Raw genomic sequence first — 25121 nt, 5'->3', positions numbered from 1 at the left:
TCAACCGTTTGGGTGTTGCCGACGTTAAAGTTGAGCCCTGGGGAAATGAGTACATCATCGTGAAGGTTGCAAATGTCAGTGCCGAGACTGTTGCCGGAATTAAAGACACAATTGAAAAGCAGGGTGTATTCTATGCCGCTTTTAATGGAGAGGTATTTGCGACGGGAGAGGACATAGTTCAGGTCTTTGCCTTCCAAGTAGAGCAGAGCGGGACGTGGCACGTGCCATTCCAGCTCTCCCAGAGTGCCGCAGAGAAGTTTGCCCGGCTTGCCCTTGGAAAGCCCAACTACCCCGTGGACATGTTCCTCGATCCACCCGTGAATTCTCTCCTAGTGGTCTCTCCCGACCTTTATAACACCATGCTTACCAAATTTAACACTCCTGCCCCCGATGCCCTCTCGCTCCCCGAGCGCATAAAGAACGCATTTAACATTGATACACTTATCTACACCAACCAGACCCCTGACGAGATAGTTAAGGCTGCTGAAGGTAAGGAGCTCGTGGTGCTCGTGGACGTTAACGGAGGTCTCGAGAAGTACCTCGAGGAGAAGAATCTCAATGTGAGGGTGGTTGAGAGAGGGAAAGGTGAAACAGACGAAGAACTCGTGGTGAGAACACTCGGTCTCTACGGCCCCTACAGCGTCAGCGAGGGGCTCACTACCGGTCAGGCTTCAACCAACGTCGAGATAAAGGGTTCATCCCCCAACATGTACCTCGCTCAGCAGGAGGCAAGCGTCATAGCGGTCGTCCTCGCAAGCGGTTCACTCCCCATCAAAGTTCATGTGGAGGGAACCCAGTTCATATCCGCAGAGCTCGGAAAGGACTTCAAGAGACAGGTGCTCATAGCCGGTATTGCCGCACTTCTAATGGTTGGAGCAATAGTTTACGCCCACTACAGACGATTCAAAATAGCCATACCCGTTGTGAGCACCAGCCTGAGTGAAATAATCATAATCCTCGGTGTTGCAGCCTTGATTAAGTGGAACCTGGATCTTCCAAGTATAGCGGGCATTATTGCTGCAATAGGTACAGGTGTAGACCAGCAAATAGTTATAACCGACGAACTTCTGGGCTCAAGGGAGAAGACAAGAATCACAAAGAGGAGTGGAATGCTTAAACGGATGGGAAGAGCTTTCTTCGTTATCCTGGCTTCGGCAACGACAACCGTTGTTGCAATGAGCTTCCTCTTCAAGTTCTTCGTCGGAGGACTCAGGGGATTTGCATTCACAACAATACTCGGCGTGCTGATAGGCATAACGATTACGAGGCCAGCATACGCCGAAATAGCCAAATTCCTCCTTGGGGAGAAGAGGTGATGGGATGTTTGTAATCATAATGGGTGCCGGCAGGGTTGGATTTTTGGTTGCAAAGATGCTCGAGGGAGAGGGGCATGATGTGACCATAATCGAACAGGATAAAGAGGTGGCAAGTGAACTGGCAAACCTCATAAATGGCCTCGTCATAAACGGAGACGCTACAAATCAGAGCGTTCTCGAGGAGGCTAACATCAAGCAGGCCGATGCCTTTGCCGCGCTTACCGGACAGGATGATGCCAATCTGCTTGCATGCATCCTTGCAAAGCACCTAAACCCCAAAATAACGACCATACTCAGGGTCAGCAACATAAAGAACAAGAAAGTCTTTGAACAGGTAGCGGATTTAAAAAGGTACTTTGACTACGTTGTGAGCCCGGAGGAGATGGCGGCGCACTACATATTCAGAAGCATCGTTACTCCAGGCTTCGATAGGGTTATGCTCCCGAAGGAAGGTGCGGAGATAGTCCAGTTCGAGATAAACGATGAAAACGAGATATCTGAAAAGCTCGTGAAAGAGCTCGGACTTCCAAAAGATTCGCTCATAATGGCAGTTTATGATGAGAAAGGCAATTTGACTATACCCTCAGGTGAAACCAAGCTTCCAAAGAAAGGACAGATCATAATATTCGCAAGGGATAGTGCTCTGGAGGAAATCAAGAAGATATTCGAAAAAAAGAGGAAGAATTCCTCCCTTTAATTTTACGCTCATATAGGAGCTGGTGCTGGTTCTAAGGGGGCACTCGCAATGAACACTTAGAGAAACCATTGTCACAATACACAGACGTGCCTAATTTTAAATACTTTGAAGTAGTTTTCTCTCTTGATGGGATATGTTGAAGTGTCGGCTCTGCAATGCGACCTATCCGGATGTTTTCCGTTTGAAGTGTGACTGCGGAGGAGTTCTAGATGTTATTCACGAGTTCGAAGAATCCTTTGAAGAGCTCCTGAAGAAAGAACACATGGATATAAGGAGGTATCTGAATCTTCTGGCAATGAAGGAGGAGTTTGCGCCCTCCATAACACCCCCAATAACCCCCCTTATAGAGAAGGCATTCAAATGGACCAAGGTTTCCTTCAAGCTTGAATATTTGATGCCCAGCGGTTCCTTCAAGGATAGAGGGACATATGTAACCATTGCAAAGCTAAAGGAAGAAGGAATAAGGGAAGTTAGCCTCGATTCATCCGGAAACGCTGCAATAAGCCTCGCCCTTTTCGGGAGGAGTGAAGGAATTAAAGTGCACGTCTTTATACCCAAAAACACGAGCGAAGGAAAAAAGAAAATCCTGAAGCTTTTAAAGGCGGAGATCCACGAGGTCGAGGGTTCCAGGATGGAAACCCATGAAAAGGCGAAGGAGTTCAGAGGGGCAGTTTATGTGTCCCACTGGTACAACCCCTACTTTCTTGAAGGAACCAAAACCTTCGCCTATGAAGCATTTGAAGGAGGAGGAAAATTTGACTACGCCATCATTCCTGCAGGGAGCGGTACTTTGCTCCTGGGTGCGTATAGAGGATTTAAAGAGCTTCAGAAGCTCAGGAAATTAAAAGAAATTCCAAAGCTCATTGCAGTTCAGGCTGGAGGCTTTGAGAGCCTTGTAGAAAGGAGCCGCGAAAAAAACATGCTTGCTGAAGGAATTGCAATTCCAGAACCTCCCAGAAAGGCACAGATGATGAAGGTGATTAGAGAGACAGAAGGGGCAGTAATATCTGTGAGCGAAGAGGAGACCAGAGATGCATGGGAAGATCTAGTTTCGATGGGCTTCTTGGTGGAATCTACATCTGCAGTGGCGTTTGCTGCCTTTAAAAAGCTTTTGAAGAAGGGCTTCTTTGAAGAGGAAGCCAGAGTTCTAATGCCTCTGACAGGTTCGGGACTCAAAAATGTTGACATAATGATGAAAATTTTTTCATGAATATGCTGAAAATTGGACAAAGGAGCATTTCAGGAACATAAAGTATTTAAGCAGATTAGAAAACCCAAAAATGTGCAAATTTTCACATTCACGATGGAGATGATGCTCATGGAAAACGTTATTAAACAAATCGTTGATGCTGAAAAAGAAGCAGAAGCCAGGATTGAAAAAGCCAAGGAAGAAGCAAAGCAAATCGTTCTAAAGGCAAGAGAAGATGCGAAAAAAATTGAGAGTGAGATAATAAAAAAAGCCGAAGAGGACGCAAAGAAAATCATGGAAGAGAAAAGGGCCGAGGGTGAAGAGGAAGCCAAAAAGGTTCTTCAAGAGGGAGAGAAAGAGCTTGCGGAGATGAAAAGCAGAGCATCTGAAAACTTTGAAAAAGCTATTGAAGAGGCTTTGAAAGTTGTCAGAGGGATTTGATATGTTCAAACCCCACGAGATGGTTAAACTCGAGGTCATCAGCCTTAACAGATATAAGGACAAGCTTCTAACGTACCTTCACGAGGAGGGCGTTGTTGAAATAAGGGAAGTGAGTGTTGAAATAGCCCAGAAAGACACACCGAACGAATTTTATAGAAAGGCAACATCACACAGCATCGGACTCTCAAGGCTTGTGGATTTTCTGGGGGCATTTAAAGAGGAGGCAAAGGGAGGTATAAAGGGTTTTCTGTTCCCCGAGCCTGTACCAAAGAAACCCTACAGATACAGGAGCATTGAAAGCCTCGTTAAAGAGGTCGAAGCCTTCCTTGAAGAGGCAGAACCCGAGATAAAAGAGGTCGAACAGAAGCTGAACTCCACAAGCACAGAGATAGAGAGGATAAAAACGAACATAAACGTCCTGGAGCTTCTCTCGGTTCTGGAACTGGATGTATCCTACATGAAGAGCACCAAATTTTTGGAGATAGTTGCAGGGACGGTTGATAAAGATAAATTCACGCCAATGATCGACGAGCTCAAAGAAACCCTGAAGGGCAGAATAGCGTATGTTTCAAAAGAAATTAGAGGGGCTTATCTTGTTGTTATAGCAGTTTTAAAAACAGATTACGATAAAGCAAACCCTGTTTTGGCTAAATACTCCTTCGGAAGGATAGAAATTCCCGAAGGAAAGGGAACACCAGGAGAGCTCATTAAAGAGTACGAAGTAATGCTTGCCGAAAGGGAGAAGAAGCTCGATGAGATAAAGGAGGAGGCAAAGAAACTTGCCGAGAAATACCACGACACCTTATCCTTTTACCAGGAACTCATGGAGAATGAAAGGGAAAAGGCAAACATGCTCGGAAATCTTGCCAGGACTAATATGACCTTTGCCCTCTCAGGATGGACCCCAAAGGAGGATGTGGAGAAGGTTGTCGAGGGAGTAAAGAGGATCACGGAAGGTAAGGTTTATATAAACATCAAAGGTGCTGAGGATGATGACCTGGAAGACATCCCCATCAAGCTGAAGAACCCCGGGTGGGCAAAACCCTTTGAGATGATTACGGAGATGTTCGGGGTTCCAAAGTACAACGAAATTGACCCAACTCCAATACTTGCATTCACCTACTCCTTCTTCTTTGGATTCATGCTCACGGACTTCATGTACGGTCTCATAATAGGAGTGGTCGCCGCAATGCTCGTTAAGGGACACAAGCATCTAAAGGATGGAACCTACATATTCTCAAAGATTCTTCTCTGGAGCTCCTTCTTCACAATGCTCATGGGAGTAGTGTTCGGAAGCTACTTCGGCGATGCCCTCCAGAGAATGGGAATCAAAGTTCCCTATGCAATAGATGCAATGCGCGGTGCCCTAACGGTGCTCATAATTGCCCTGATAATCGGAATAATCCATCTTTTCATCGGATACACAATTGGATTCATAGTCAAGTGGAGGAACGGCGAGAAAAAAGCCGCTTTAACAGAACAGCTCTCGTGGATGCTAATAATAATAGGAATAGGTATGTTTGCTCTGAGCCTCAAGGGTATCACATTAGCAACACCAGCAAAGGCAATATTTGGCATAGGCTTCGTGCTTTTCGTGATATCCGAGCTCTCAAATGGAGGGCTTGCTGCACTCTTAATAATCTCGGACTTCTTCGGGTTCATTGGAAACTGGCTCAGCTATGCACGTTTAATGGCACTGGCACTGGCAACTTCGGGAATTGCCCTCGTTATAAACATACTGGTGAGCATGATATGGGGAATCAAGATAGGCCCAATCCCCATAGGGATAGCCGTTGGTTTGATACTCTTTATAGGGGGGCAGCTGTTTTCAACAGCCATAAACGCCCTGGGAGCATTCGTTCACGCTCTACGTTTACACTATGTTGAGTTCTTCGGAACATTCTATTCCGGAGAAGGTAAAAAGTTTGAACCTTTCAAATCCAAAAGGAATGTTTCAAAACTCGAAATGGAGATTTAACGGAGGTGTGAAATATGGATCCGATAGTTTACGTATCTTTAGGTGCCGCACTGGCGGCTGGTATTGCCGGAGCTGCATCGTCATTTGGTGTTGGTGTGGCGGGGGCAGCCGCGGCAGGAGCAGTTGCAGAGGATGAGAAAAACTTCAGAAACGCCCTGATATTAGAGGGTCTTCCAATGACCCAGAGCATCTACGGTTTGATAACCCTGTTCCTGATACTCCTCGTTTCGGGAATACTCGGAGGCGGCTTTAAGTTTGCCGAAGCCACCCAAGAAAACATTATTAAGGGCGCAATCCTTCTGGGAGCAGGTCTGACAGTTGGACTTACAGGACTCTCTGCCATACCACAGGGTATCATATCCTCAGCAGGTATAGGCGCCGTTTCAAAGAATCCAAAGACATTCACCCAGGGAATTATATTTGCGGCCATGGCCGAGACAATGGCAATCTTCGGTCTGGTCGGCGCATTAATCATGATAGTTACGGGAGTAGGCTTCTGAAGCCTTTCCCTATCAATTTTAGGAGGATGAGCAATGGAAGGAGCAAAACTGATCATCGAGGAAATTCACAGAGAGGCAGACCAGAAAATCAAGTACCTCCTAGGAGAAGCGAACAAAGAGGCTGAAAGCATAAAAAAGGAAGCAGAGGAAAGGGCAAGATCGAGGGCGGAGTGGATAATGAGGAAAGCCAAAACTCAAGCAGAAATTGAAAAGCAGAGAATAATAGCAAATGCGAAGCTTGAAGCACGAAAAAAGAAGCTCCAGATTCAGGAAGGAATCATAAAAGAGGTTTTCACTTCATTAAAGGAGAGACTCGCTTCAATGCCCGAAGAGGAGTACCTTGAGACCCTGAAGATTCTCATCCTAGAATCAGTTAAAGAGCTCGAAGTGGATAGCGTAATCGTGAGCTCAAATGAGGAGACCCTAAACCTCCTGAAGAATAAGAGCAGAAGCATCAAGGCTTTCATAACAAAGAATCTTGGAAAAAGGGTGCAGATTGAATTTGGAGAGCCAATAAACACCATAGGTGGAGTTTTGGTGCAAAGCTCCGACAGGAGCGTTAGGGTTGACAACACATTTGAAGCCAGGATGGAGAGAATGGAAAGTGAGCTCAGGACTAAAATCGCAAAAGCCATCTTCGGGTGATGGGTGTGGAAGTAGGAACCATAACAGCAATTCTGGATACAACACTTGCAATCGTCTTTACATGGGTGGGATACAAGACCGCGGATATCCTGTGGAAGTATACACCCTATTCCTATCCAAATGCAAGGATTAAAGCTATGGAAGCAAGGCTCTTCAGCGACCAGAAGTTCTCAGAGCTTGCAGAGAGCAAGACCCTTAATAACTTCGTCATGAATCTGGAGGATACCGACTACAAACCTTATCTGAGCAACATAGAGGGTTACAGTGCCGAAAAAATAGATAGGGCACTGGATAATGCTTTAGCCGACATGTACACACTCATGATTAAGATTCTCCCCAAGAGATCGAACGGATTTTTTAAACTCCTCCTTCAGGAGTGGGATGTTAGAAACCTGGCAGCCGCAGTCAAAGCCAAGATAATGGGGGATGTTGCGAGGGATTACATAGTGGAGCTCGGAACTATGGTCGATAAAATAAAGGCAATAGCCGAGACGAAAACCCTAGAAGAGATCCTCGTGATACTTGAAGGAACCGAATACGAGGATGTGTACCAAAAGCTCCTCCTGAATGAAATTAATCTCGAAGAATTTGAAACAGAACTCTACAGGATCCACTATAAAAAACTCATGAGCTATGCACAGAGCAGAAAAGGAGAGGAGAAAAAGATAATCGAAGAGTTCCTGAAGCTTAAAATTGACAAAATAAATGTGATGACGATACTCAGAGCCAAACTCCACAGAATGAGCGCCGAGAAGATAAGACCCATGATAATTGAAGGAGGCAGCCTGAACCAGAGGATCATAGACACACTCCTAAATGTCGAGGATTTGAGCATGGCACTTGCAGAACTCGATTCCACGAGATACTCCCAGGTTTTGAGGGAGAGCAGGGAAGCCCTGGAGAGTGGTGACTTAAGCGCACTCGATAAGAGCTTCGAAAAGTTCATACAGGAAAAAATTGGGGAGATGACAAGGTTCTATCCTCTGAGCGTTGCCGTACCTATAAACTACATACTCCTCAAGGAGCACGAAGTGAAAAAGCTCAAAGCAATAGCGAAACTTATTGAGGATAAGATAAAGCCAGAGAGCATAAAAGCCCTTATTGGTGAAGCCTTATGAAGATCGTACTTATGGGAGATATGGATACTGCTCTGGGTTTCAAGCTCGCAGGAGTTCACGAGACCTACGCCTTTGATGAATCCTCCCTCGAAACGGACAGAGCAAAAAACAAGCTTAAGGAGCTCATAGAGAGGGGAGATGTCGGGATTATCTTAATTACAGAGAGGTTGGCTGAGAGGGTTGGCATTCCGGAGGTCACGTTCCCAATCATTCTTCAAATTCCCGATAAGTTTGGCTCTATCTTTGGTGAAGAGCAGCTTAAGGAGATAGTTAGGAAGGCAATAGGTGTTGAGATAAAGAGGTGAAGGAAATGGGAAAGATAATTAGAGTTACCGGTCCGCTGGTTGTTGCCGATGAGATGAGAGGCTCCAAGATGTATGAGGTGGTTAAAGTAGGTGAAATGGGGCTCATAGGGGAGATCATCAGGCTCGAAGGAGACACGGCGGTAATTCAGGTCTATGAGGAAACAGCAGGTATAAGACCGGGGGAACCAGTCACCGGAACGAACGCTTCATTGAGTGTCGAGCTTGGTCCCGGTCTGCTGACATCGATTTACGATGGAATCCAAAGACCCCTTGAATCCTTGAGAGAAAAGAGTGGGGACTTCATATCGAGGGGATTGAGCGCACCTGCTCTTCCGAGGGATAAAAAGTGGAAGTTCACCCCGAAGGCAAAAGTCGGGGATAAAGTGGTCGGCGGGGATGTACTCGGTGTTGTCCCCGAAACAAGTTTGATAGAGCACAAGATAATGGTTCCTCCCGGGGTTGAGGGAGAACTCATAGAAATTGCCGAAGAAGGAGAATACACAATTGAGGAGATTATCGCAAAGGTGAAAACCCCGAGCGGTGAAGTGAAGGAGCTGAAGATGTATCAGAGGTGGCCCGTTAGACTTAAGAGACCCTACAAGGAGAAGCTTCCACCCGAGGTTCCTCTCGTAACAGGGCAGAGAATTATTGATACATTCTTCCCGCAGGCAAAGGGTGGAACCGCTGCAATTCCCGGGCCCTTCGGGAGTGGAAAGTGTGTTGATGGGGATACATTAGTTCTAACGAAGGAGTTTGGGCTGATAAAGATCAAGGAGCTCTATGAGAAACTTGACGGAAAGGGCAAGAAGACTGTTAGAGAGGGAGAGGAGTGGACCGAGCTTGAGGAACCAATAACCCTTTGCGGATACAAGGATGGAAAGATTGTAGAGATAAAGGCAACTCACGTGTACAAGGGATATTCCCAAGGAATGATCGAGATAAAGACTAGAACTGGAAGAAGGATAAAAGTTACTCCAATACACAAGCTCTTCACCGGTAGAGTAACCAAAGACGGACTCGTTATAGAAGAAGTAATAGCAATGCACCTGAAGAAGGGCGACAGAATTTTGGTTGCGAAGAAGATTGATGGGGGAGAGGAGGTTAGGCTTAACGTTAAAGTCACCGTTAGATCTCCAAAGAAAGTCAGGATACCAGAAGTCTTCGATGAAAGGCTAGCAGAGTTCTTGGGCTATCTCCTCGCAGATGGAACGCTCAAGCCAAGAACAGTTGCAATATATAACAACGATGAATCTCTTCTGAAGAGGGCTAACGATCTCGCCAGAGAACTCTTTGGAATTGAAGGGAAGATAGTACAGGATAGAACTGTAAAGGTCCTCCTAATACACAGCAAAGCCTTAGTTGAGTTCTTCAAGGCCTTGGGAGTTCCTGGGGTCAAGAAGGCGAGGAACTGGAAAGTTCCCAAGGAGCTTCTTATGAGCAAGCCAAGCATTGTTGAGGCATTCATTAAGGCTTACATAGCTTGTGATGGTCACTATAATGAGAAGAAGGGAGAGATAGAGATAGCAACTGCTTCAGAGGAGGGTGCCTATGGCCTAAGCTACCTCCTCGCGAGGATTGGAATATACTCTCTCATTAGGGAGAAAAAAGTGAAGGACAAAAAGTACTACAGGGTAATTATAAGCGGCAAGACAAATCTTGAGAAACTCGGCATTGAAAGGAAAAGAAGAGGGTATACCAGCATTGACGTGATTCCGGTAGATATTGAAGAGCTTTATGAGGCAATTGGAAGGCCATACGCCAAGCTCAAAGACGCCGGGGTGGAAATTCACAACTACATCTCAGGGGAGAACATGAGTTATGAAACCTTCAGGAAGTTTGCAAGGTTCGTCGGCATGGAAGAGATAGCGGAGAACCATCTAAGCCACGTGCTCTTCGATGAAATCGTTGAGGTGAGGTACATAGATGAGCCTCAAGAGGTCTACGACGTTACAACTGAAACCCATAACTTCATTGGAGGAAACTTACCAACGCTACTTCACAACACCGTTACACAGCACCAGCTGGCAAAGTGGAGTGACGCCCAAGTCGTCGTATACATAGGATGCGGCGAGCGCGGTAACGAGATGACGGATGTTCTTGAAGAGTTCCCCAAACTCAAGGATCCAAGAAGTGGAAAGCCCCTCATGGAGAGAACCGTTCTCATAGCAAACACATCAAACATGCCTGTTGCGGCAAGAGAAGCTTCAATTTACACAGGAATTACCATAGCCGAATACTTTAGGGATATGGGATACGATGTAGCTTTGATGGCAGACTCAACTTCAAGATGGGCCGAAGCATTGAGAGAAATTTCGGGTCGTCTCGAGGAGATGCCCGGTGAGGAGGGTTACCCCGCATACCTCGCATCGAAAGTTGCGGAGTTCTACGAGAGAGCCGGGAGAGTAAGAACACTTGGAAGCGATGATAGGGTTGGAAGTGTGAGCGTCATAGGTGCAGTCTCGCCGCCGGGTGGTGATTTCTCGGAGCCTGTCGTTCAGAACACGCTTAGAGTTGTTAAAGTGTTCTGGGCCCTTGATTCGGACCTTGCAAGAAGGAGGCACTTCCCTGCAATTAACTGGCTTACAAGCTATTCCCTGTATGTGGATGCAATTAGAGATTGGTGGCACAATAACGTAGATCCAGAGTGGAAGGATATGAGAAACAGAGCCATGCAGCTCCTCCAGAAGGAAGCCGAACTTCAGGAAATCGTTAGAATAGTGGGTCCCGATGCTCTACCCGATAGGGAAAGGGCCGTGCTTCTGGTTACAAGGATGATCCGTGAGGACTACCTTCAGCAGGATGCCTTTGATGACGTGGACACATACTGCTCCCCGAAGAAGCAGATAACTATGATGCGCATTTTGCTCAACTTTTATGACTACACAATGAGAGCTGTTGATAGCGGGGTTCCTGTAGAAGAAATAGCAAAGCTCCCTGTAAGGGAGAAAATAGGCAGAATGAAGTTTGAGCCAAAAATAGAGAACATTGAGAAGCTCATAGATGAGACGAAGGAGCAGTTTGAAGAACTCATCAGGAAGTATGGAGCGTGAGGAAGATGGTGGGTAAGGAGTACTCAACAATTAGCAAGATTTACGGTCCCCTTATGATTGTCCAGGGCGTTAAAGGAGTTGCCTATGGTGAAGTCGTGGAAATAGAAGTCGAAGGGGGAGAAAAAAGGAAGGGACAGGTTCTCGAGGCGAGAGAGGATCTTGCCATCGTGCAGGTTTTTGAGGGTACGAGAGACCTAGACGTGAAAAGCACGAGGGTTCGCTTCACGGGCGAGACCTTAAAAGTCCCGGTTTCCCTTGACATGCTTGGAAGGGTCTTCAGCGGTATAGGTAAGCCCATCGATGGAGGACCCGAGATAATTCCCGAGGATAGGAGAGACGTCCACGGTGCTCCATTGAACCCTGTTGCAAGGGCTTACCCCAGGGATTTCATTCAAACTGGTGTCTCGGCAATAGATGGAATGAACACGCTCATTAGAGGGCAAAAGCTCCCCATATTCTCAGGTTCCGGTTTGCCACATAACATGCTCGCCGCCCAGATTGCGAGGCAAGCTAAAGTTTTGGGTGAAGAAGAGCAGTTCGCTGTCGTCTTCGGTGCAATGGGTATCACCTACGAGGAAGCAAACTTCTTCAAGAAGAGCTTTGAGGAAACGGGAGCCATTGAGAGAACCGTACTATTCCTTAACCTTGCCGACGACCCTGCTATCGAGCGTATAATCACGCCGAGAATGGCTCTAACGGTTGCCGAGTACCTTGCCTTCGACTATGACATGCAGGTTCTCGTCATCCTAACGGATATGACGAACTATGCTGAGGCTCTGCGTGAAATTTCAGCGGCGAGGGAGGAGGTTCCCGGAAGAAGAGGATATCCAGGTTACATGTACACGGATCTGGCAACAATTTACGAAAGGGCCGGAAGAGTTAGGGGGAGGAAGGGAAGCATCACCCAGATGCCAATCCTAACAATGCCCGACGATGATATTACGCATCCCATTCCAGATTTGACGGGATACATTACGGAGGGGCAGATAGTTCTGAGCAGAGATCTTCACAGAAAGGGTATTTATCCACCAATTGACGTTCTTCCATCCCTCTCAAGACTGATGAAGGACGGTATTGGTAAGGGAATGACAAGAGATGAGCACCCACAGCTCAGCCAGCAGCTCTATGCCGCTTACGCTGAAGGGCGCTCCCTCAGGGATCTTGTAGCAGTTGTCGGTGAGGAAGCATTATCAGAGACGGATAAACTTTACCTCAAGTTTGCCGATAGGTTTGAGAAGGAGTTTGTGGCACAGAGCTATGATGAGGACAGAAGTATATTCGAAACCCTCGATCTTGGATGGGAACTTCTGGCGATGCTCCCCGAGAGCGAGCTCAAACGTGTCAAGAAGGAGCAGATAATGAAGTACCACCCCAAGTACAGGAAGAAGGGCGCCTAGCCCTTCTCCTTGAGGTGATATGAATGGCAGAGATACTCAACGTGAAACCAACGAGAATGGAACTGCTGAAGCTCAAGAAGAGGATCAAACTGGCTTCAAAAGGGCACAAGCTCCTCAAGGAGAAGCAGGATGCACTGATAATGGAGTTCTTTACAATCTATGATGAAGCCCTCAGCCTCAGGAAAGAGCTAAATCAGAAGATGGTTGAAGCCTTTGATACCCTCAGAATGGCTGAGATAGATGTGGGCGTTTCGAGAATTAAAGAGATTGCGCTCGGCGTTTCACCCAACAAGGAAGTTGAAATAAGAAGGAGAAACATCATGGGAGTTCCCGTTCCCCTCATAGAAGCGGAGTCCTTCAAGAGGAGCATAGAGGACAGAGGGTACTCCTTTGTTTCAACCTCACCGAGTGTTGACACTGCAGCCCAGAAGTTTGAAGAGGTTCTTGAGCTTGCAATACGCCTGGCGGAGGTGGAGGAGACTCTAAAGAGGCTCGCAAGAGAGATAGAGAAGACCAAACGCAGGGTGAACGCCCTGGAGTACATCATAATCCCCAGGATGGAAGCGACGGTTAAATTCATAGAGCAGCGCCTCGATGAGATGGAGAGGGAGAACTTCTTCAGGCTCAAGAGGATTAAGGCGATCCTCGAAGCCAAGAGCGCCTGATTTTGATTTTCATTATTTTTGATACGGGCAAAACTTTATGAAAGCTCCCACCTAATATCACTCATGCCAAGAGAACCCGATGAAGTTATAAACAAGGAACTTTCGAGAATAAATCTCCACCTTCCGCGTCAGAAGAAGAGCTTAGCTAGGCTTCTTGAGGAAGAAAATCCGAGCATAAAGCTCAGGGACGGAAGTGAGCACCACTTCAAGAAGAGCGAGCTTGAATTTCTGGCATCCCTTCTGGAAGAGGAAGAGAAGGAAAGGCTCTACCTCCCCATAATACTTGAGATAACGACAACATGGCACGGCTACTTTAAGGTCCGGGGCACTCTAGCCGTCAAGGTCGTAGAGAAGATACTCGGAACATACGATATCCTTGAGGAAAAGAAGGAACTTACCCTCCCGAGATACCTGCTCCCGAAGATCAGACGCATGCTTCCAACCACGACCACGTATGCATTCATAATGGGGTGATATGGATGGAGGACGAGAAGATACTTCTCAACTATTACATGATGACGGTTCCCCACGTTACGGTACTCAGCGGTGCAATACTTGGGCTCCTGCTCCTTCTGAGGCTCGACGTTAAACTCGCTCTAGGCTTATTCTCCATCTTCTATGGTACCTCCCTCACAATAATCGCCATGATAGTGAGACCGCAGTTTGGAAAGCTCGGACTTTACAGGATAAGCCTCTTAGGGTTCATATCCTTAATCCTGATGGGACTCTTCTTAATCCTCCCCCACCTCTGAGTTTGCCTTTAGCAAACGATTTATAGGAGATCGGAGGAATAATTAACGGTGGGGTGAATTGAAGAAGGTAATAATGTTATTGATGCTGATGATAATGATGCCCCTCGCATCCGCACAGTTCGGAAGCTTTACCACGGAGGACAAGATTACCGTCGTCTCCGGGGGTTCAAGCGATGGCTACATCACGCTAACAAATGCACTGAACATAGATTTCAACGTCGTTTCCTTCGTTAAATACCACGTCTATGATCAGAACTCCAATGAAGTTCAGGGGGTCTCATTTGAGCTCATCCCGGATAAAAGCGGAGAATGGAAGAAAAGGACGAGCAAACGCTTCTATTACAGATTGAACGTGAGTGAGGGGCTAAAAGGCGGTAGTTATGTGATAGAGCTGAATCTATGGGGCTTCACCGAAACGGGAAAGATGTATATAATAACTGCAAGACTTCCCCTCGAAGTCAGAGAAAAACCCCTTGAACTCCTCGATATGGGCGCCTACATTGAAGGAAAGCCTCATGAGATGACCTATGCTCTGAACGGGGAGAATCTAATTGCCTATGCCCACATTAAAAATTTTAAGGGTTCTCCCGTTGAGGTCAACGCCACGCTGCAGCTCCTCAGGGGAAACAAAGCCATTCTGGAAAGCAGAAACAGCTTCAATGTAAGCGGGGATAACTATCTCCTGCAGGATAAATTGAAAATTCCCTACAACCTGCCCGAAGGGAAATACACCCTGAAATATGTGATATCATACCCCAAAGACACGTTCACTCTCTCCAAAGAGTATTTTATAACATTCGGGGTCAGGCTTGCCTCAATGTCCCTGAAAACCCAGAATCTTTTAGAGGGAGAAGAGAACGAAGTTTATATGGATGTAAACTCGGACAGGAATATCAACGCCACGGTAATCCTGAATATCCAAGACGAGAAAGGCAATATCCTAAAGAAAATTAAGGAAGACGTTAGCATATCCGCTGGAAGCAACTACTTCAAATTTAAAGTCCCCGCCTCAAGAACCGGAAAAATCCACGTAAAAGCGGAACTTAAATACAAAGAGGTGCTTCTGGGCGAGGCTGAGGATGAATTCCTGGTAACAGCATTTCCGAGGATAGGAAATACAAGCGTGCTCCTCCAGAATGAGCATGCGATCCTCAGGGTTGAAATTGAGAACCCAAACGAATTCGAGATATCCTCAAAATTAACATACATCCTGTACGTCAAAGATAAACCCTTTAAGTGGGAGGAAAAAGAGTTAATGCTCCAAAAAGGCACCAACGAAGTTGAAATAAGTGTGGAGATTCCAAAGGGAGAGGAAGTAAGGTACGAGCTGTATCTCAGGGAACTTGGAAAAAGCGTGAAAAAAGAGGGAAGCTTTAAAATAGAGGTACCGCCGAGCACCACAACGAGCACCACAACAACGAGCTCGACCTCAACCATCTCAAACACAAACACGACCACAACAACACCGAAAGGAGGGGAAAGTAATTTGGGAATTGGGATAGCCATAGCCGCAGTGATAATTCTGCTGGCAATACTCACATACATTGCCCTTGCTCCAAGGGAGCAGAAAAAAAGGGAGAGACCGAAGCCCAAGAAAAAATCCCCACTGGGGAGATTTAAGAAGCCTAAAATACCCCAATTTAAAGAGCTGAAAAATCTGCCCAGGAAAAAGCGCTAGCGCTAATGTTTTTAACCTCAAGGGAGAGTTATAATTGGCGAGAGGGCTGGGGCTCTCCGCAAGGAGGAAGTTCCGCCCACCCCACCGGGGCCGCGGTGCCGCAAGGCACCTCCCGAGAGGGAGGGCAACGGCGCAGAAACGACACGTCCCGGCGGATATGGGTATGAAGGCGGCGAAGGCCTTCGGCAACGAAGGCCGAGCTAACCCGCAGACGACCTGCCGGGGATCGGTGAAACGGCCGTCCCGCGGGGTGCAAGGCCGAGAAAGGGGCGATGAAGTCCCGGTGCGAGCCCCGTGGTAGGCCGCTCAGTCGAATGCCCCTGAATACAGAAGGCGGGCTATAGCCCTCTCGCCTAACTTTTCCACACAATATTTTTAGCAAGTTTAGAGAACTTATTTTGGTGAGCTTATGAAAATAACACCCCTAGCATCGGAGAGCCTCGGTGTCAGGAGTCTTGCGGTATATGTTGAAGTTGGTAAGAGAGGAATTCTCATAGACCCCGGCGTGGCACTCGGTCCGAAGCGCTATTCGTTGCCCCCTGCAAATGCAGAGCTTGAAGCCTTAGCCAAAAGTAGGGAAAAAATCCAGGCTTACGCTGAAAAAGCGGATATAATAACGATTTCTCATTACCACTACGACCACCACACACCTTTCTTTGAAGGTCTCTATGAGAGTTCATCTCCCGAAAGGGCTAAGGAAATTTATGAAGGCAAAATTCTCTTGATAAAGCACCCACGAGAGAACATTAACTTCAGCCAGAGAAAAAGGGCATGGGCATTCCTGAAAAATGCGGAGCCAATAGCAAAGCGCATCGAATATGCTGACGGGAGGCTCTTTGACTTCGGAGATTTCATAATGGAGTTTTCTCCAGCGGTTCCCCATGGAAGTGAAGGCACAAAACTCGGCTTCGTCCTCATGGTAATGATTGATGATGGTACCAAAAGGATAATCCATGCGAGCGATACCCAGTTTTTGAATAGGACTTCCGTTGAGTGGATAATCAAGCAAGCACCTGACTTGATAATAGGCGATGGTCCACCCACGTATCTTGAAGGCTACCGCGTTAAGGATGCATGGACAACTGGAAGAAAAAATTTAAACGAAGTAATCAAAGAAACAGGTGCAAAGATAATACTCGACCACCATCTAATCAGAGACAAGCGCTATCCAAAGTTCTTTGAGGAACTTGAGAAGGAGCCCCTAACATTTGCGCGCTTCCTTAAGAAGGAGGATAAACCCCTTGAAGCTTACAGAAGGGAGCTCCACAAAATAGAGAGAGGAGAAGATGCGGAGGTTCCCTTCCGTTTAGGCTGAGAACTGGAATTATCGCGCCGTTAACGTAACTTGCTAGGAATACTATCACACGTGCAACCTCATCGGGCTTTCCGAAGCGCCCCATTGGAAGTTGAAATGAAAGGAAATTCCGATTTTTTCAAATTTCTCATCAACTTCCGTGAAGTCCCTGAACCAGTAGACACCTGCGTTGTTCACCAGAATATCCTGTTCCCTTTCCCTTGTCAGAACAGCCATATCAAAACTACCTCAGGATATCTGGGAATATGGCGTCCACTTTTTGGTTTTTCCATAACATAGTTGATAAGAGCCTTCAACTCATTCGCCCTTGGTGCCGGCTTCCGCGACCTTCACAGCCCAGGTCTGGGCTTCGACGATCGTGATATTGTTTTCCCCGAAAAGCCACCCTTCAAAGGCCCTGGCGGCGATTATTTTCCCTTTAATTGGATCGCTCATCATCCTGAGATATCTCCGCTCAGTGTACTCCTTCCCGAGCCTCCCGAACTTCTGGGCTATGCAGAGTATGAAGACCGCGATTCTCTTTCCTTTAAAGCCGTTCTTCGATTCAACGAACCTCCGGATTTCTGTTAGGGGGCGCTCGTAGTAGATGGGCGCCCCAAGAATTATAAGGTCGCAATCATCAACATCCGGGTTCTCCTTTACGCTCCATGCGCGGGCATCAAAGCCTCTCTCCCTGAGGGCATTCTCCATCGCCCGCGCCACCCTCTCGGTCGAGCCCCTCCTGGAGTCGTAGACTATGCAGACCTTCATCCTCTCACCTACAGGTTACTCGATTTTTAACACCTATAACCTTTCTCTCCCCGGAAAGCCTTAAATCAAATGGCGATAACTTAGTATTGGGTGATAAAATGAAAGACTTCTACATTGCCCATGAGGAGGATATAAAAAGGGGAAAAACAACCGATGTTTATTTCATTAGGACGAAGAAGATACTCGAAACCAAGAGAATTCACAGGAAGGTTCTCGCCGATGTAACAACAACATCCCTTCCAAAGGGATGGAAGTGGGGCATTTTAGCCGGTGTTGAGGAAGTGGCAAAGCTCTTTGAGGGAATGCCAGTTAACATCTACACGATGCCCGAGGGGACGATATTCCACCCTTACGAACCAGTTCTGCAGATAGAGGGCTACTATAAGGAGTTTGGGATCTATGAGACGGCTTTACTTGGAATGCTGAGCCAGGCAAGCGGTATAGCCACCGCTGCGCTGAGGATGAAGATAGCTGCAAAATTCAAACCGGTCTACTCCTTTGGAATAAGGCATATGCATCCTGCTATTGCCCCCATGATCGATAGGGCGGCTTTCATAGGTGGGTGCGATGGGGTTAGCGGAGTCCTTGGAGCTGAGATGATTGGAGAGAAGCCCGTTGGTACGATGCCTCACGCCCTGATTCTGGTAATTGGAGACCAGGTTAAAGCTTGGAAGTACTATGATGAGGTTATGGAGGAAGGAGTTCCTAGGACAGCTTTGGTTGATACACTCTATGATGAGAAATTTGAAGCTCTCATGGCAGCCGAGGCTCTGGGCGAAAGGTTAAATGCTATTCGCCTGGATACACCAAGCTCTAGGAGGGGAAATTTCAAAAGGATAGTGGAAGAAGTTAGATGGGAACTGGAGTTGAGAGGATATAATTGGGTTAAGATATTCCTGAGCGGAGGGCTGGATGAAGAAAGCTTAAAGGAGCTTGCCGACGTTGCCGACGCCTTCGGTGTTGGAGGTTCAATAGCGAGCGCCAAACCAATAGATTTCTCCCTCGATATAGTCGAGATAGAAGGAAAGCCAATAACCAAGCGCGGAAAGCTGAGCGGAAGAAAGCAGATATATCGCTGTGAAAAAGGGCACTACCACAGAGTTCCAGCGACTAAAAAGCTCGAACGCTGTCCAGTATGTGGTGCAAAGGTCGAACCTCTCTTAAAGCCGCTCATTAAGGATGGAGAAATTGTTGCAGAACTTCCAAAAGCCAGAGAAATCAGGGCGTATGTTTTAGAACAGGCAAAAAGGTTCAATTTAACTCTCGAATGATTTTTCTATTTAAATTTTAGGAACAGGAATAAGAAATAGGAAGAAAAGAAGCGAAATCATGCCTCCTCAACGTAAATGCAGCTGACTGGGCATGCCTCAGCAGCTTCGTTGACACAGTCGATGAGGTCTTCGCCAACAACCTCGACTATAACCTGGCTCTTACCCTCGTCGTTCATTTCAAAAACATCCGGGCAGAGGCTTGCACAGATAGCATCTCCGATACAAACATCCTGGTCAACCCTAACTTTCCAAGCCATGAAACATCACCACTCTTAGCTTTGGGGGAGACAAATATAAAGGTTTCGGGATGTTAGGAGCCCCTAAAAAGTTTAGATACCGAAAATAAGAGAAGAACCCACTTTTGTAATATGTTGCTCAAACTTGCCCTAACCTAGTCCCAGCCGCTTTTTATATTCCTCGCTTATCATATCCGGAGTCCAAGGTGGATCGAAAGTGAGCTCTATTTCGGCATCTTTAACACCCGGAATCTCCAGAACCTTCTGCTCCACCGCCTGGAGAATCCACATGGTTAATGGGCAGCCAGGAGTTGTCATGGTCATTTTAACATAAACCGTACTATCCTCTCTAACGTTGACCTCATAAATCAGCCCGAGATTCACTACGTCAATCCCAATCTCGGGATCAATTACCTCTTTGAGCCTTTCAAGGATTAGCTCCTTTGTTAATGTTTGGGTTTCTGCTTCGGTCATTCTTCTCACCTAAGAAAAGTTGAATTTATCACATTTAAACCTTATTGAGCAAGAATGTCCAGTATAAGCTTTTTGGCAAACTTTTCATTTAGGGCTCCTGCCCTCAATTCTCTCATAACCCTCTGGATTCCAAAGCGTTTTAATATGGAAGCATTTTTTGATGCGGCTCTCCAAAGAGGGCACCCAAACCCGAGGGCATACTTCCTGTTGAGAACATTAATTGTCTCCTCCTTGTCCATCGCAAGGAATGCCGGGAAGTTTAGGTTTATCAGATCCTCCTGCTTGTATATAGAGAGGCTGCCCACACTGAGCAAATCCCCAGAAGCCACAATTTTTATCCCTTCCCTCCTAGCATAATCCTTCACGGCATCCATGACCATGGAGTGACAGCGCCCGCATATTGGAGCCTTTTTCTTTATCTGCTCTTTCATGATTTCCATATAGTTTGGAGCTTTCACCAGAACCGCACCGTACTCCCCCGCCCTCATGAGAACAACATCACTCATCTGAGGAAGCCTTACCATGACCGGAACCACATTAAAACCTGCCCATCTAAGGATCAAAAGGGTGGCTGTGCTGTCGCTCCCCATAGAAAAAGCAACTGCAATTTTATAATCTAGGGGTTCTTTATCAAAGTCCTCCCCATAGAGCCGGTATCTCAAAAGATCCTTAAATCTCCTGTAAGCTGGAGGGCTAAGCTCTTTCCTAACTCTATCCAGTGCTTTCATGGAATTTCTGACGCGATAGCTTTTGATGAAGTTATTTTCCACAGTCTCCAGCATTCAAATCCCAAAAACCTTAAATGGAGTATCCTTTAAAACCTTAGTGGCACTGTTTTTGAGAGCTTGGAGGTGAGAGCGTGAGAGGAATTATAGCAAAGGTGGAAGAAAAAACGACAATTCCCGTGTACGAGAGAACTGTTGAAAACGTTCTGGGGGCTGTCTTGGCAAGCGGGGATCTGTGGAGGATTATTGATCTGAGCGAAGAACCCCTCCCCCTGGCAACAGCAGTCTTGAAAGCTTTAAATGAACTTGGATATATTGAGTTCAATGAGGAGATCCTCCTCACAAAAAAGGGAAAAGAGCTGGTGGAGAAGTACGGGATAGGCAAGAGGGAGGACTACACATGCCGGCACTGCCAAGGAAAAACGGTGGGGCTCGATGCCTTTAAGGAACTCCTCAAGGAATTTAAGGACATCGTGAAGAACAGACCCCAGCCGAAGCATGATTTTGACCAAGCTTATGTTACTCCCGAGACAACCATAGCTAGAATAACCCTAATGCACACACGGGGAGATCTCAAGAACAAGGAGGTTTTTGTTCTCGGAGATGATGATTTGACAAGTGTTGCTTTGATGCTCTCAGGTCTTCCAAAGAGAATAGCAGTTCTGGATATCGATGACCGGCTTATAGAGTTTATCAAGAGGGTTGCGGATGAAATTGGGTACTCTAATGTAGAGATATTCACATTTGATTTGAGGAAGCCCCTTCCAGAATATGCCCTTAAGAAGTTTGATACATTCATAACAGACCCTCCTGAGACTGTGGATGCAGTTAGAGCATTCGTCGGGCGTGGAATTGCTACTTTAAGGGGACCTGGATGTGCTGGATATTTTGGAATAACGAGGCGCGAAAGTTCGCTCGACAAGTGGCGCGAGATTCAAAGGATTCTTCTAAACGAATTCAATGTTGTCATAACTGACATTATAAGGAATTTTAATGAATACGTAAACTGGGGTTACGAGGAAGAGACAAGAGCCTGGGAGCTTATTCCGGTCAAAATAAAACCAAAACACAATTGGTACAAGAGCTACATGTTTAGGATACAGACTTTACGTGGTTCAAAAGGTTTTGAAGGAGAAATAACCGCGGGAAAAGAGCTTTATGATGATGAGGAGAGCTCAACAACTTAATATCTCTTATTTTTTAGAAACGAAGAACGGATATCAGGCAGCCTTTTTTGCTCAGAATTGTTATAATTAAACCTTTTAGCCAATTCTCGGAAACTTTCTGGCTATTTTGACTTTGGGCTGAAAACGAAAGATTTATAAGCAAATTCCCAAGCCATAAATTGTAGAAGTTAAAACAAATGAAGCATTGGTATTCAAATTACTAAAAGGAGTATTTCACTGGAAAAAATGGATGGTGGAGAGATATGAGCTGGATAACACCAAAAAAAGCTATTATGGTTGCTGCGAGCGCTGAAGGTGGGACTAAGCTAAACGCCTTCGATAACGCCCTCCTAAAAATGGGGATTGGTAACGTTAATCTGGTCAAGCTGAGCAGCGTAATCCCCTCTCACATTGAATGGATAGATAAAATGCCCGAAATTCCCATAGGAATGCTTCTCCCAACAGTTTATGCACATATAGAAAGCGATGAACCAGGAATAACCATAAGCGCAGCCCTCGGCGTAGGATTGAGCGAGGGTAATGAGGGAGGATTGATCTATGAATACAGCGGACAGTGCACAAAAGAGGAGGCTATAGCTATGGTGAAGAAAATGGTGGAAGAAGGATTCAGAGTCAGGGGATGGAAATTGAAGGAGTTTAAAGTTGCTGTTTCGGAGATTACTGTTAAAGATAAGCCTGCCGCGGCTTTAGCTGCGGTTGTTATGCTTCCTTACTAGGAGGTGTTGGGTGTGGAAGGAGGTGACGAGGATGGGTGTCGAAAATCCATTAGGAATGCATGTCATATTGGACCTCTACGAATGCGACCCGAATATATTGGACGATATGGAAAAAATAGAAGAGATCCTCACTAAGGCGGCAGAAGTTGCTAACGCGACGGTTATAGATAAGAGGTTTCATAAATTTTCTCCTCAGGGCGTTTCTGGTGCCGTCATCGTTTCTGAAAGTCACATAACAATTCACACCTGGCCCGAGCATGGATATGCGAGTGTTGATGTCTATACCTGTGGGGATCACACCATGCCCATAAAGGCGGGCGAATATATTATAAGGGAGCTTAAGTGCAAAAACCCCACAGTGGTTAAAGTTGATAGGGGTCTCCTTTTCAGGAGGGCTTAAACCCTCCCCTTCATTTTAAGGGGTGAGATTCAATGCATTTTATAGAGTGGTATCCAAGAGGATATGGAGTCGGGTTTAAGATCAAGAAAAAGATACTTGAAACCAAAAGTGAATTTCAAAAGCTTGAACTCTATGAAACGGAGGGATTTGGGAAGCTCCTCGTCCTAGATGGCACCGTGCAGCTTGTGGAGATAGGAGAGGAGAGCTATCACGAGCCCCTTGTCCATCCGGTTATGCTTGCCCATCCAGAGCCGAAGAAGGTTCTGGTAATTGGAGGAGGAGATGGGGGGACAATCAGAGAAGTTCTCAAGCACAAGAGCGTGGAAAAGGCGGTTATGGTGGAAATAGATGGGGTTGTCGTTGATATCTCAATGAATCATCTTGGAATTGATGGAGGACTTTTAAAGCGCCTGCTGGAGGGAAAAGAGCCCAGGGGAGAGCTCATAATAGGAGATGGCGTCGCATATATGAAGAACTCCAAAGAAAAGTTTGATGTAATAATAGTGGATTCCACAGACCCTGTGGGAGCCGCAAAGCTACTCTTCAGCGAAGAATTTTACAGAAACGCCTATAATGCCCTAGGCGAGAGAGGAATCTACATAACACAGGCTGGAAGTGTCTATCTCTTTACAGATGAACTCCTGGATGCTTATAAAAACATGAGAAAGGTTTTTGATAAAGTTTACTACTTTAGCTTCCCCGTAATTGGATATGCATCTCCCTGGAGCTTCCTCGTTGGAATAAAAGGAGACATGGACTTTAAGAAAGTTGATTTAGAAAGAGCAAAGGAGCTCGACTTAAAGTACTATGATCCCGAGAGGCATGAGACACTGTTTCAGATGCCCAAGTATGTCAGAGAGCTTCTTGAAGGATCATGCTGTTAGGCTCGTAAGGTAATCCCAAACTATTTTAACTTTCCTTTCCTATTCCTTATGGTGAAAGCATGGAAGTAAAGTGTCCTCGGTGCGGTAGAACTTACTCAAAGGTAATACCTCCAAAATGTGTCTGCGGGGAAGAGCTTGAGATTACCTATGATTATTCAATAGTGGACGTGAAAAGGTGGAGCGGAAGAAACAGGGGAGTATGGCGGTATAAAGAGCTTCTTCCGGACGTTAGAAAAGTGATAAGCATGCGGGAAGGAGGCACCCCTCTTTTTAAAGCCAAACTCGGTGAGGAGCTTAATTTAAATATATTCATCAAGGATGAGACCCGAAACCCGACGGGCTCTTTTAAGGATAGATTCGTGACGGTTGCCGTCTCATACGGCCTTCCATATGCAGAGAATGGGTTTATAGTTGCGAGCGATGGAAATAGTGCCGCTTCTTTGGCAGCATATGCCGCAAGAGCCAACAGGGACGCTTTTTTGGTCGTTCCCAAGAAGGTTGATAAGGGAAAGCTCATTCAGATGATAGCCTTCGGGGGAAAGATAATTCGATACGGAGAGAGCGTGGACGATGCAATCCCCTATGCGAAGGAGCTTGCCAAGCTTAATGGGCTCTACGATATAACCTCTTCGAGCAATCTGATAGGGCTGGAGGGGCAAAAGACCCTTGCATTTGAACTATGGGAGGATTTGATGCCAACTCATATCCTAGTTCCCACGGGGAGCGGGAGCAACCTCTACAGCATATACAAAGGATTTAGGGAGCTCCTAGAAATTGGTGCCATAGAGGAGATGCCCCGACTTGTAGCAGTTCAGACCGAGAGATGCTCTCCAATTGCAAGCGAAATCCTTGATATAAGTGGTAAAACAGAATTTACAAAGGCTCTAGCCCTCTACGTTAGAGAACCCATAAACAAGGAAAAAGCGGTCAGAGCCGTCAGGGAAAGCGGTGGAACGGCTGTCATTGTGAATGAAGAAGAGCTTGATCTTGGGGAGAAAGCCCTTGCAAAAGAAGGTGTCTTTGCGGAGTATGCCTCAGCCGTTGTGGTACCCGCACTCTTCAAACTCAAAGAAGATGGTTACTTCGAGAAGGATGACAAAATAGCCCTCGTTATCACAGGTTCAGGGCTAAAGAGTGTTTATGAAGAGCGTGAGAGGTCTATGATAACAGGAACAAAACTTGAAATACTTAGGATACTCCGGGATTCCCCGAGCTATGGGTATGAGATATGGGAAAAGCTTGCAAAGCCCATGAAATACCAAGCTGTTTACCAGCATATAAAGGAGCTTCAAGCATTGGGGCTTGTGGAAGAAGCGTATAAAAGAGGTAGAAGGATTTACTACAAGCTGAGCAGCAAAGGACTGCGGCTCCTTGAGAACATAGAAGAGTAGATTTCACCTTAATTCCCGCCATTGGCTCAGATGGCCGGTAG

The 25121-nt window shown here is 46.3% G+C and carries 26 protein-coding genes, 1 other RNA gene and 1 pseudogene; 23 read left to right on the top strand and 5 right to left on the bottom strand.

The genetic code is table 11. The annotated features are described in order from the left end of the window. The 17 genes from ACXJGZ_RS00300 to ACXJGZ_RS00220 all read left to right on the top strand — a co-directional run. Positions 1-1316, top strand: a 1316-nt coding sequence (locus ACXJGZ_RS00300; protein WP_456397717.1) for a preprotein translocase subunit SecD family protein, incomplete at its 5' end; no start/stop codon positions are given. 4 nt (positions 1317-1320) lie between these two features. Continuing rightward, positions 1321-2013, top strand: coding sequence for a potassium channel family protein (locus ACXJGZ_RS00295; RefSeq protein ID WP_456397716.1), 693 nt, complete (start codon positions 1321-1323; stop codon positions 2011-2013). A gap of 133 nt (positions 2014-2146) precedes the next feature. Continuing rightward, positions 2147-3223, top strand: a complete 1077-nt coding sequence (locus ACXJGZ_RS00290) for a pyridoxal-phosphate dependent enzyme (RefSeq protein WP_456326176.1) — start codon at positions 2147-2149, stop codon at positions 3221-3223. Positions 3224-3331: 108 nt separating this feature from the next. Further along, on the top strand, positions 3332-3643 hold the full coding sequence (locus ACXJGZ_RS00285; RefSeq protein WP_456321142.1) for a V-type ATP synthase subunit H: 312 nt from the start codon (positions 3332-3334) through the stop codon (positions 3641-3643). Position 3644: 1 nt separating this feature from the next. After that, complete coding sequence (locus tag ACXJGZ_RS00280; RefSeq protein ID WP_456326180.1) at positions 3645-5621, top strand: V-type ATP synthase subunit I; 1977 nt, start codon at positions 3645-3647, stop codon at positions 5619-5621. A gap of 14 nt (positions 5622-5635) precedes the next feature. After that, positions 5636-6121: an ATP synthase subunit C-like protein gene (locus ACXJGZ_RS00275; RefSeq protein ID WP_293257765.1), complete on the top strand. Its 486-nt coding sequence runs from the start codon at positions 5636-5638 to the stop codon at positions 6119-6121. Between the two features lie 33 nt (positions 6122-6154). Further along, positions 6155-6766, top strand: coding sequence for a V-type ATP synthase subunit E (locus ACXJGZ_RS00270; RefSeq protein ID WP_456321136.1), 612 nt, complete (start codon positions 6155-6157; stop codon positions 6764-6766). Next, positions 6766-7884: a V-type ATP synthase subunit C gene (locus tag ACXJGZ_RS00265; protein ID WP_456321137.1), complete on the top strand. Its 1119-nt coding sequence runs from the start codon at positions 6766-6768 to the stop codon at positions 7882-7884. The genes ACXJGZ_RS00270 and ACXJGZ_RS00265 overlap by 1 nt, the downstream gene beginning before the upstream one ends. Then, positions 7881-8189: a V-type ATP synthase subunit F gene (locus ACXJGZ_RS00260; RefSeq protein ID WP_293257772.1), complete on the top strand. Its 309-nt coding sequence runs from the start codon at positions 7881-7883 to the stop codon at positions 8187-8189. The genes ACXJGZ_RS00265 and ACXJGZ_RS00260 overlap by 4 nt, the downstream gene beginning before the upstream one ends. Before the next feature lie 5 nt (positions 8190-8194). Further along, positions 8195-11239 carry a V-type ATP synthase subunit A gene (locus ACXJGZ_RS00255; protein ID WP_456326175.1) on the top strand — a complete coding sequence of 1015 codons (3045 nt, stop codon included), beginning with the start codon at positions 8195-8197 and terminating at the stop codon, positions 11237-11239. A 5-nt stretch (positions 11240-11244) separates the two neighbouring features. After that, on the top strand, positions 11245-12636 hold the full coding sequence (locus ACXJGZ_RS00250) for an ATP synthase subunit B (protein WP_293255105.1): 1392 nt from the start codon (positions 11245-11247) through the stop codon (positions 12634-12636). Positions 12637-12659: 23 nt separating this feature from the next. After that, on the top strand, positions 12660-13301 hold the full coding sequence (locus tag ACXJGZ_RS00245) for a V-type ATP synthase subunit D (RefSeq protein WP_293255031.1): 642 nt from the start codon (positions 12660-12662) through the stop codon (positions 13299-13301). Between the two features lie 63 nt (positions 13302-13364). Continuing rightward, positions 13365-13775, top strand: a complete 411-nt coding sequence (locus ACXJGZ_RS00240; protein WP_456326174.1) for a DUF61 family protein — start codon at positions 13365-13367, stop codon at positions 13773-13775. Positions 13776-13780: 5 nt separating this feature from the next. Continuing rightward, complete coding sequence (locus tag ACXJGZ_RS00235) at positions 13781-14053, top strand: hypothetical protein (RefSeq protein ID WP_293255037.1); 273 nt, start codon at positions 13781-13783, stop codon at positions 14051-14053. 58 nt (positions 14054-14111) lie between these two features. Then, on the top strand, positions 14112-15731 hold the full coding sequence (locus ACXJGZ_RS00230; RefSeq protein ID WP_456397715.1) for a COG1361 family protein: 1620 nt from the start codon (positions 14112-14114) through the stop codon (positions 15729-15731). Positions 15732-15768: 37 nt separating this feature from the next. Continuing rightward, positions 15769-16084, top strand: an RNA gene (rnpB, locus tag ACXJGZ_RS00225) — RNase P RNA component. A 56-nt stretch (positions 16085-16140) separates the two neighbouring features. Next, on the top strand, positions 16141-17046 hold the full coding sequence (locus tag ACXJGZ_RS00220; RefSeq protein WP_456397714.1) for an MBL fold metallo-hydrolase: 906 nt from the start codon (positions 16141-16143) through the stop codon (positions 17044-17046). 45 nt (positions 17047-17091) lie between these two features. On the opposite strand, the gene ACXJGZ_RS00215 is transcribed toward ACXJGZ_RS00220, so the two are convergent. Together ACXJGZ_RS00215 and ACXJGZ_RS00210 are read right to left on the bottom strand one after the other, a co-directional pair. Beyond that, positions 17092-17262, bottom strand: coding sequence for a hypothetical protein (locus tag ACXJGZ_RS00215; RefSeq protein WP_456321360.1), 171 nt, complete (start codon positions 17260-17262; stop codon positions 17092-17094). 81 nt (positions 17263-17343) lie between these two features. After that, positions 17344-17796 (bottom strand): flavodoxin family protein, encoded by a 453-nt coding sequence (locus ACXJGZ_RS00210; protein WP_456326973.1) that lies wholly within the window; start codon positions 17794-17796, stop codon positions 17344-17346. Positions 17797-17894: 98 nt separating this feature from the next. Here ACXJGZ_RS00210 and ACXJGZ_RS00205 point away from each other — a divergent pair, with 98 nt between their 5' ends. Then, on the top strand, positions 17895-19067 hold the full coding sequence (locus ACXJGZ_RS00205; RefSeq protein WP_456397713.1) for a nicotinate phosphoribosyltransferase: 1173 nt from the start codon (positions 17895-17897) through the stop codon (positions 19065-19067). A gap of 56 nt (positions 19068-19123) precedes the next feature. Here the strand turns inward: ACXJGZ_RS00205 and ACXJGZ_RS00200 are convergent, their stop codons facing one another. The 3 genes and pseudogenes from ACXJGZ_RS00200 to ACXJGZ_RS00190 form a co-directional block, all read right to left on the bottom strand. Further along, positions 19124-19324, bottom strand: coding sequence for a ferredoxin (locus ACXJGZ_RS00200; protein ID WP_293255055.1), 201 nt, complete (start codon positions 19322-19324; stop codon positions 19124-19126). 129 nt (positions 19325-19453) lie between these two features. Beyond that, a pseudogene (locus tag ACXJGZ_RS00195) lies at positions 19454-19753 on the bottom strand (metal-sulfur cluster assembly factor); the annotation flags it as partial. A gap of 65 nt (positions 19754-19818) precedes the next feature. After that, positions 19819-20559 (bottom strand): ATPase, encoded by a 741-nt coding sequence (locus ACXJGZ_RS00190; protein ID WP_456397712.1) that lies wholly within the window; start codon positions 20557-20559, stop codon positions 19819-19821. A 77-nt stretch (positions 20560-20636) separates the two neighbouring features. Between ACXJGZ_RS00190 and bpsA the strand changes: the two genes are divergently transcribed. The 5 genes from bpsA (at position 20637) to ACXJGZ_RS00165 (ending at position 25080) form a co-directional block, all read left to right on the top strand. After that, positions 20637-21689, top strand: coding sequence for a N(4)-bis(aminopropyl)spermidine synthase (gene bpsA / locus ACXJGZ_RS00185; protein ID WP_456397710.1), 1053 nt, complete (start codon positions 20637-20639; stop codon positions 21687-21689). A 242-nt stretch (positions 21690-21931) separates the two neighbouring features. Continuing rightward, on the top strand, positions 21932-22405 hold the full coding sequence (locus ACXJGZ_RS00180) for a pyruvoyl-dependent arginine decarboxylase (protein ID WP_293255064.1): 474 nt from the start codon (positions 21932-21934) through the stop codon (positions 22403-22405). Between the two features lie 31 nt (positions 22406-22436). Then, positions 22437-22805, top strand: coding sequence for an adenosylmethionine decarboxylase (gene speD / locus ACXJGZ_RS00175; RefSeq protein WP_456321355.1), 369 nt, complete (start codon positions 22437-22439; stop codon positions 22803-22805). Between the two features lie 32 nt (positions 22806-22837). Continuing rightward, complete coding sequence (gene speE, locus ACXJGZ_RS00170; protein WP_293255070.1) at positions 22838-23689, top strand: polyamine aminopropyltransferase; 852 nt, start codon at positions 22838-22840, stop codon at positions 23687-23689. Positions 23690-23748: 59 nt separating this feature from the next. Next, on the top strand, positions 23749-25080 hold the full coding sequence (locus ACXJGZ_RS00165) for a pyridoxal-phosphate dependent enzyme (protein ID WP_456397709.1): 1332 nt from the start codon (positions 23749-23751) through the stop codon (positions 25078-25080). The last annotated feature ends 41 nt before the right edge of the window (positions 25081-25121 follow it).

It is taken from the genome of Palaeococcus sp. (in: euryarchaeotes), assembly GCF_053987695.1.
The sequence above is the reverse complement of the archived record's forward strand: the minus strand, read 5'-3'. Positions and strand labels throughout refer to the sequence as shown.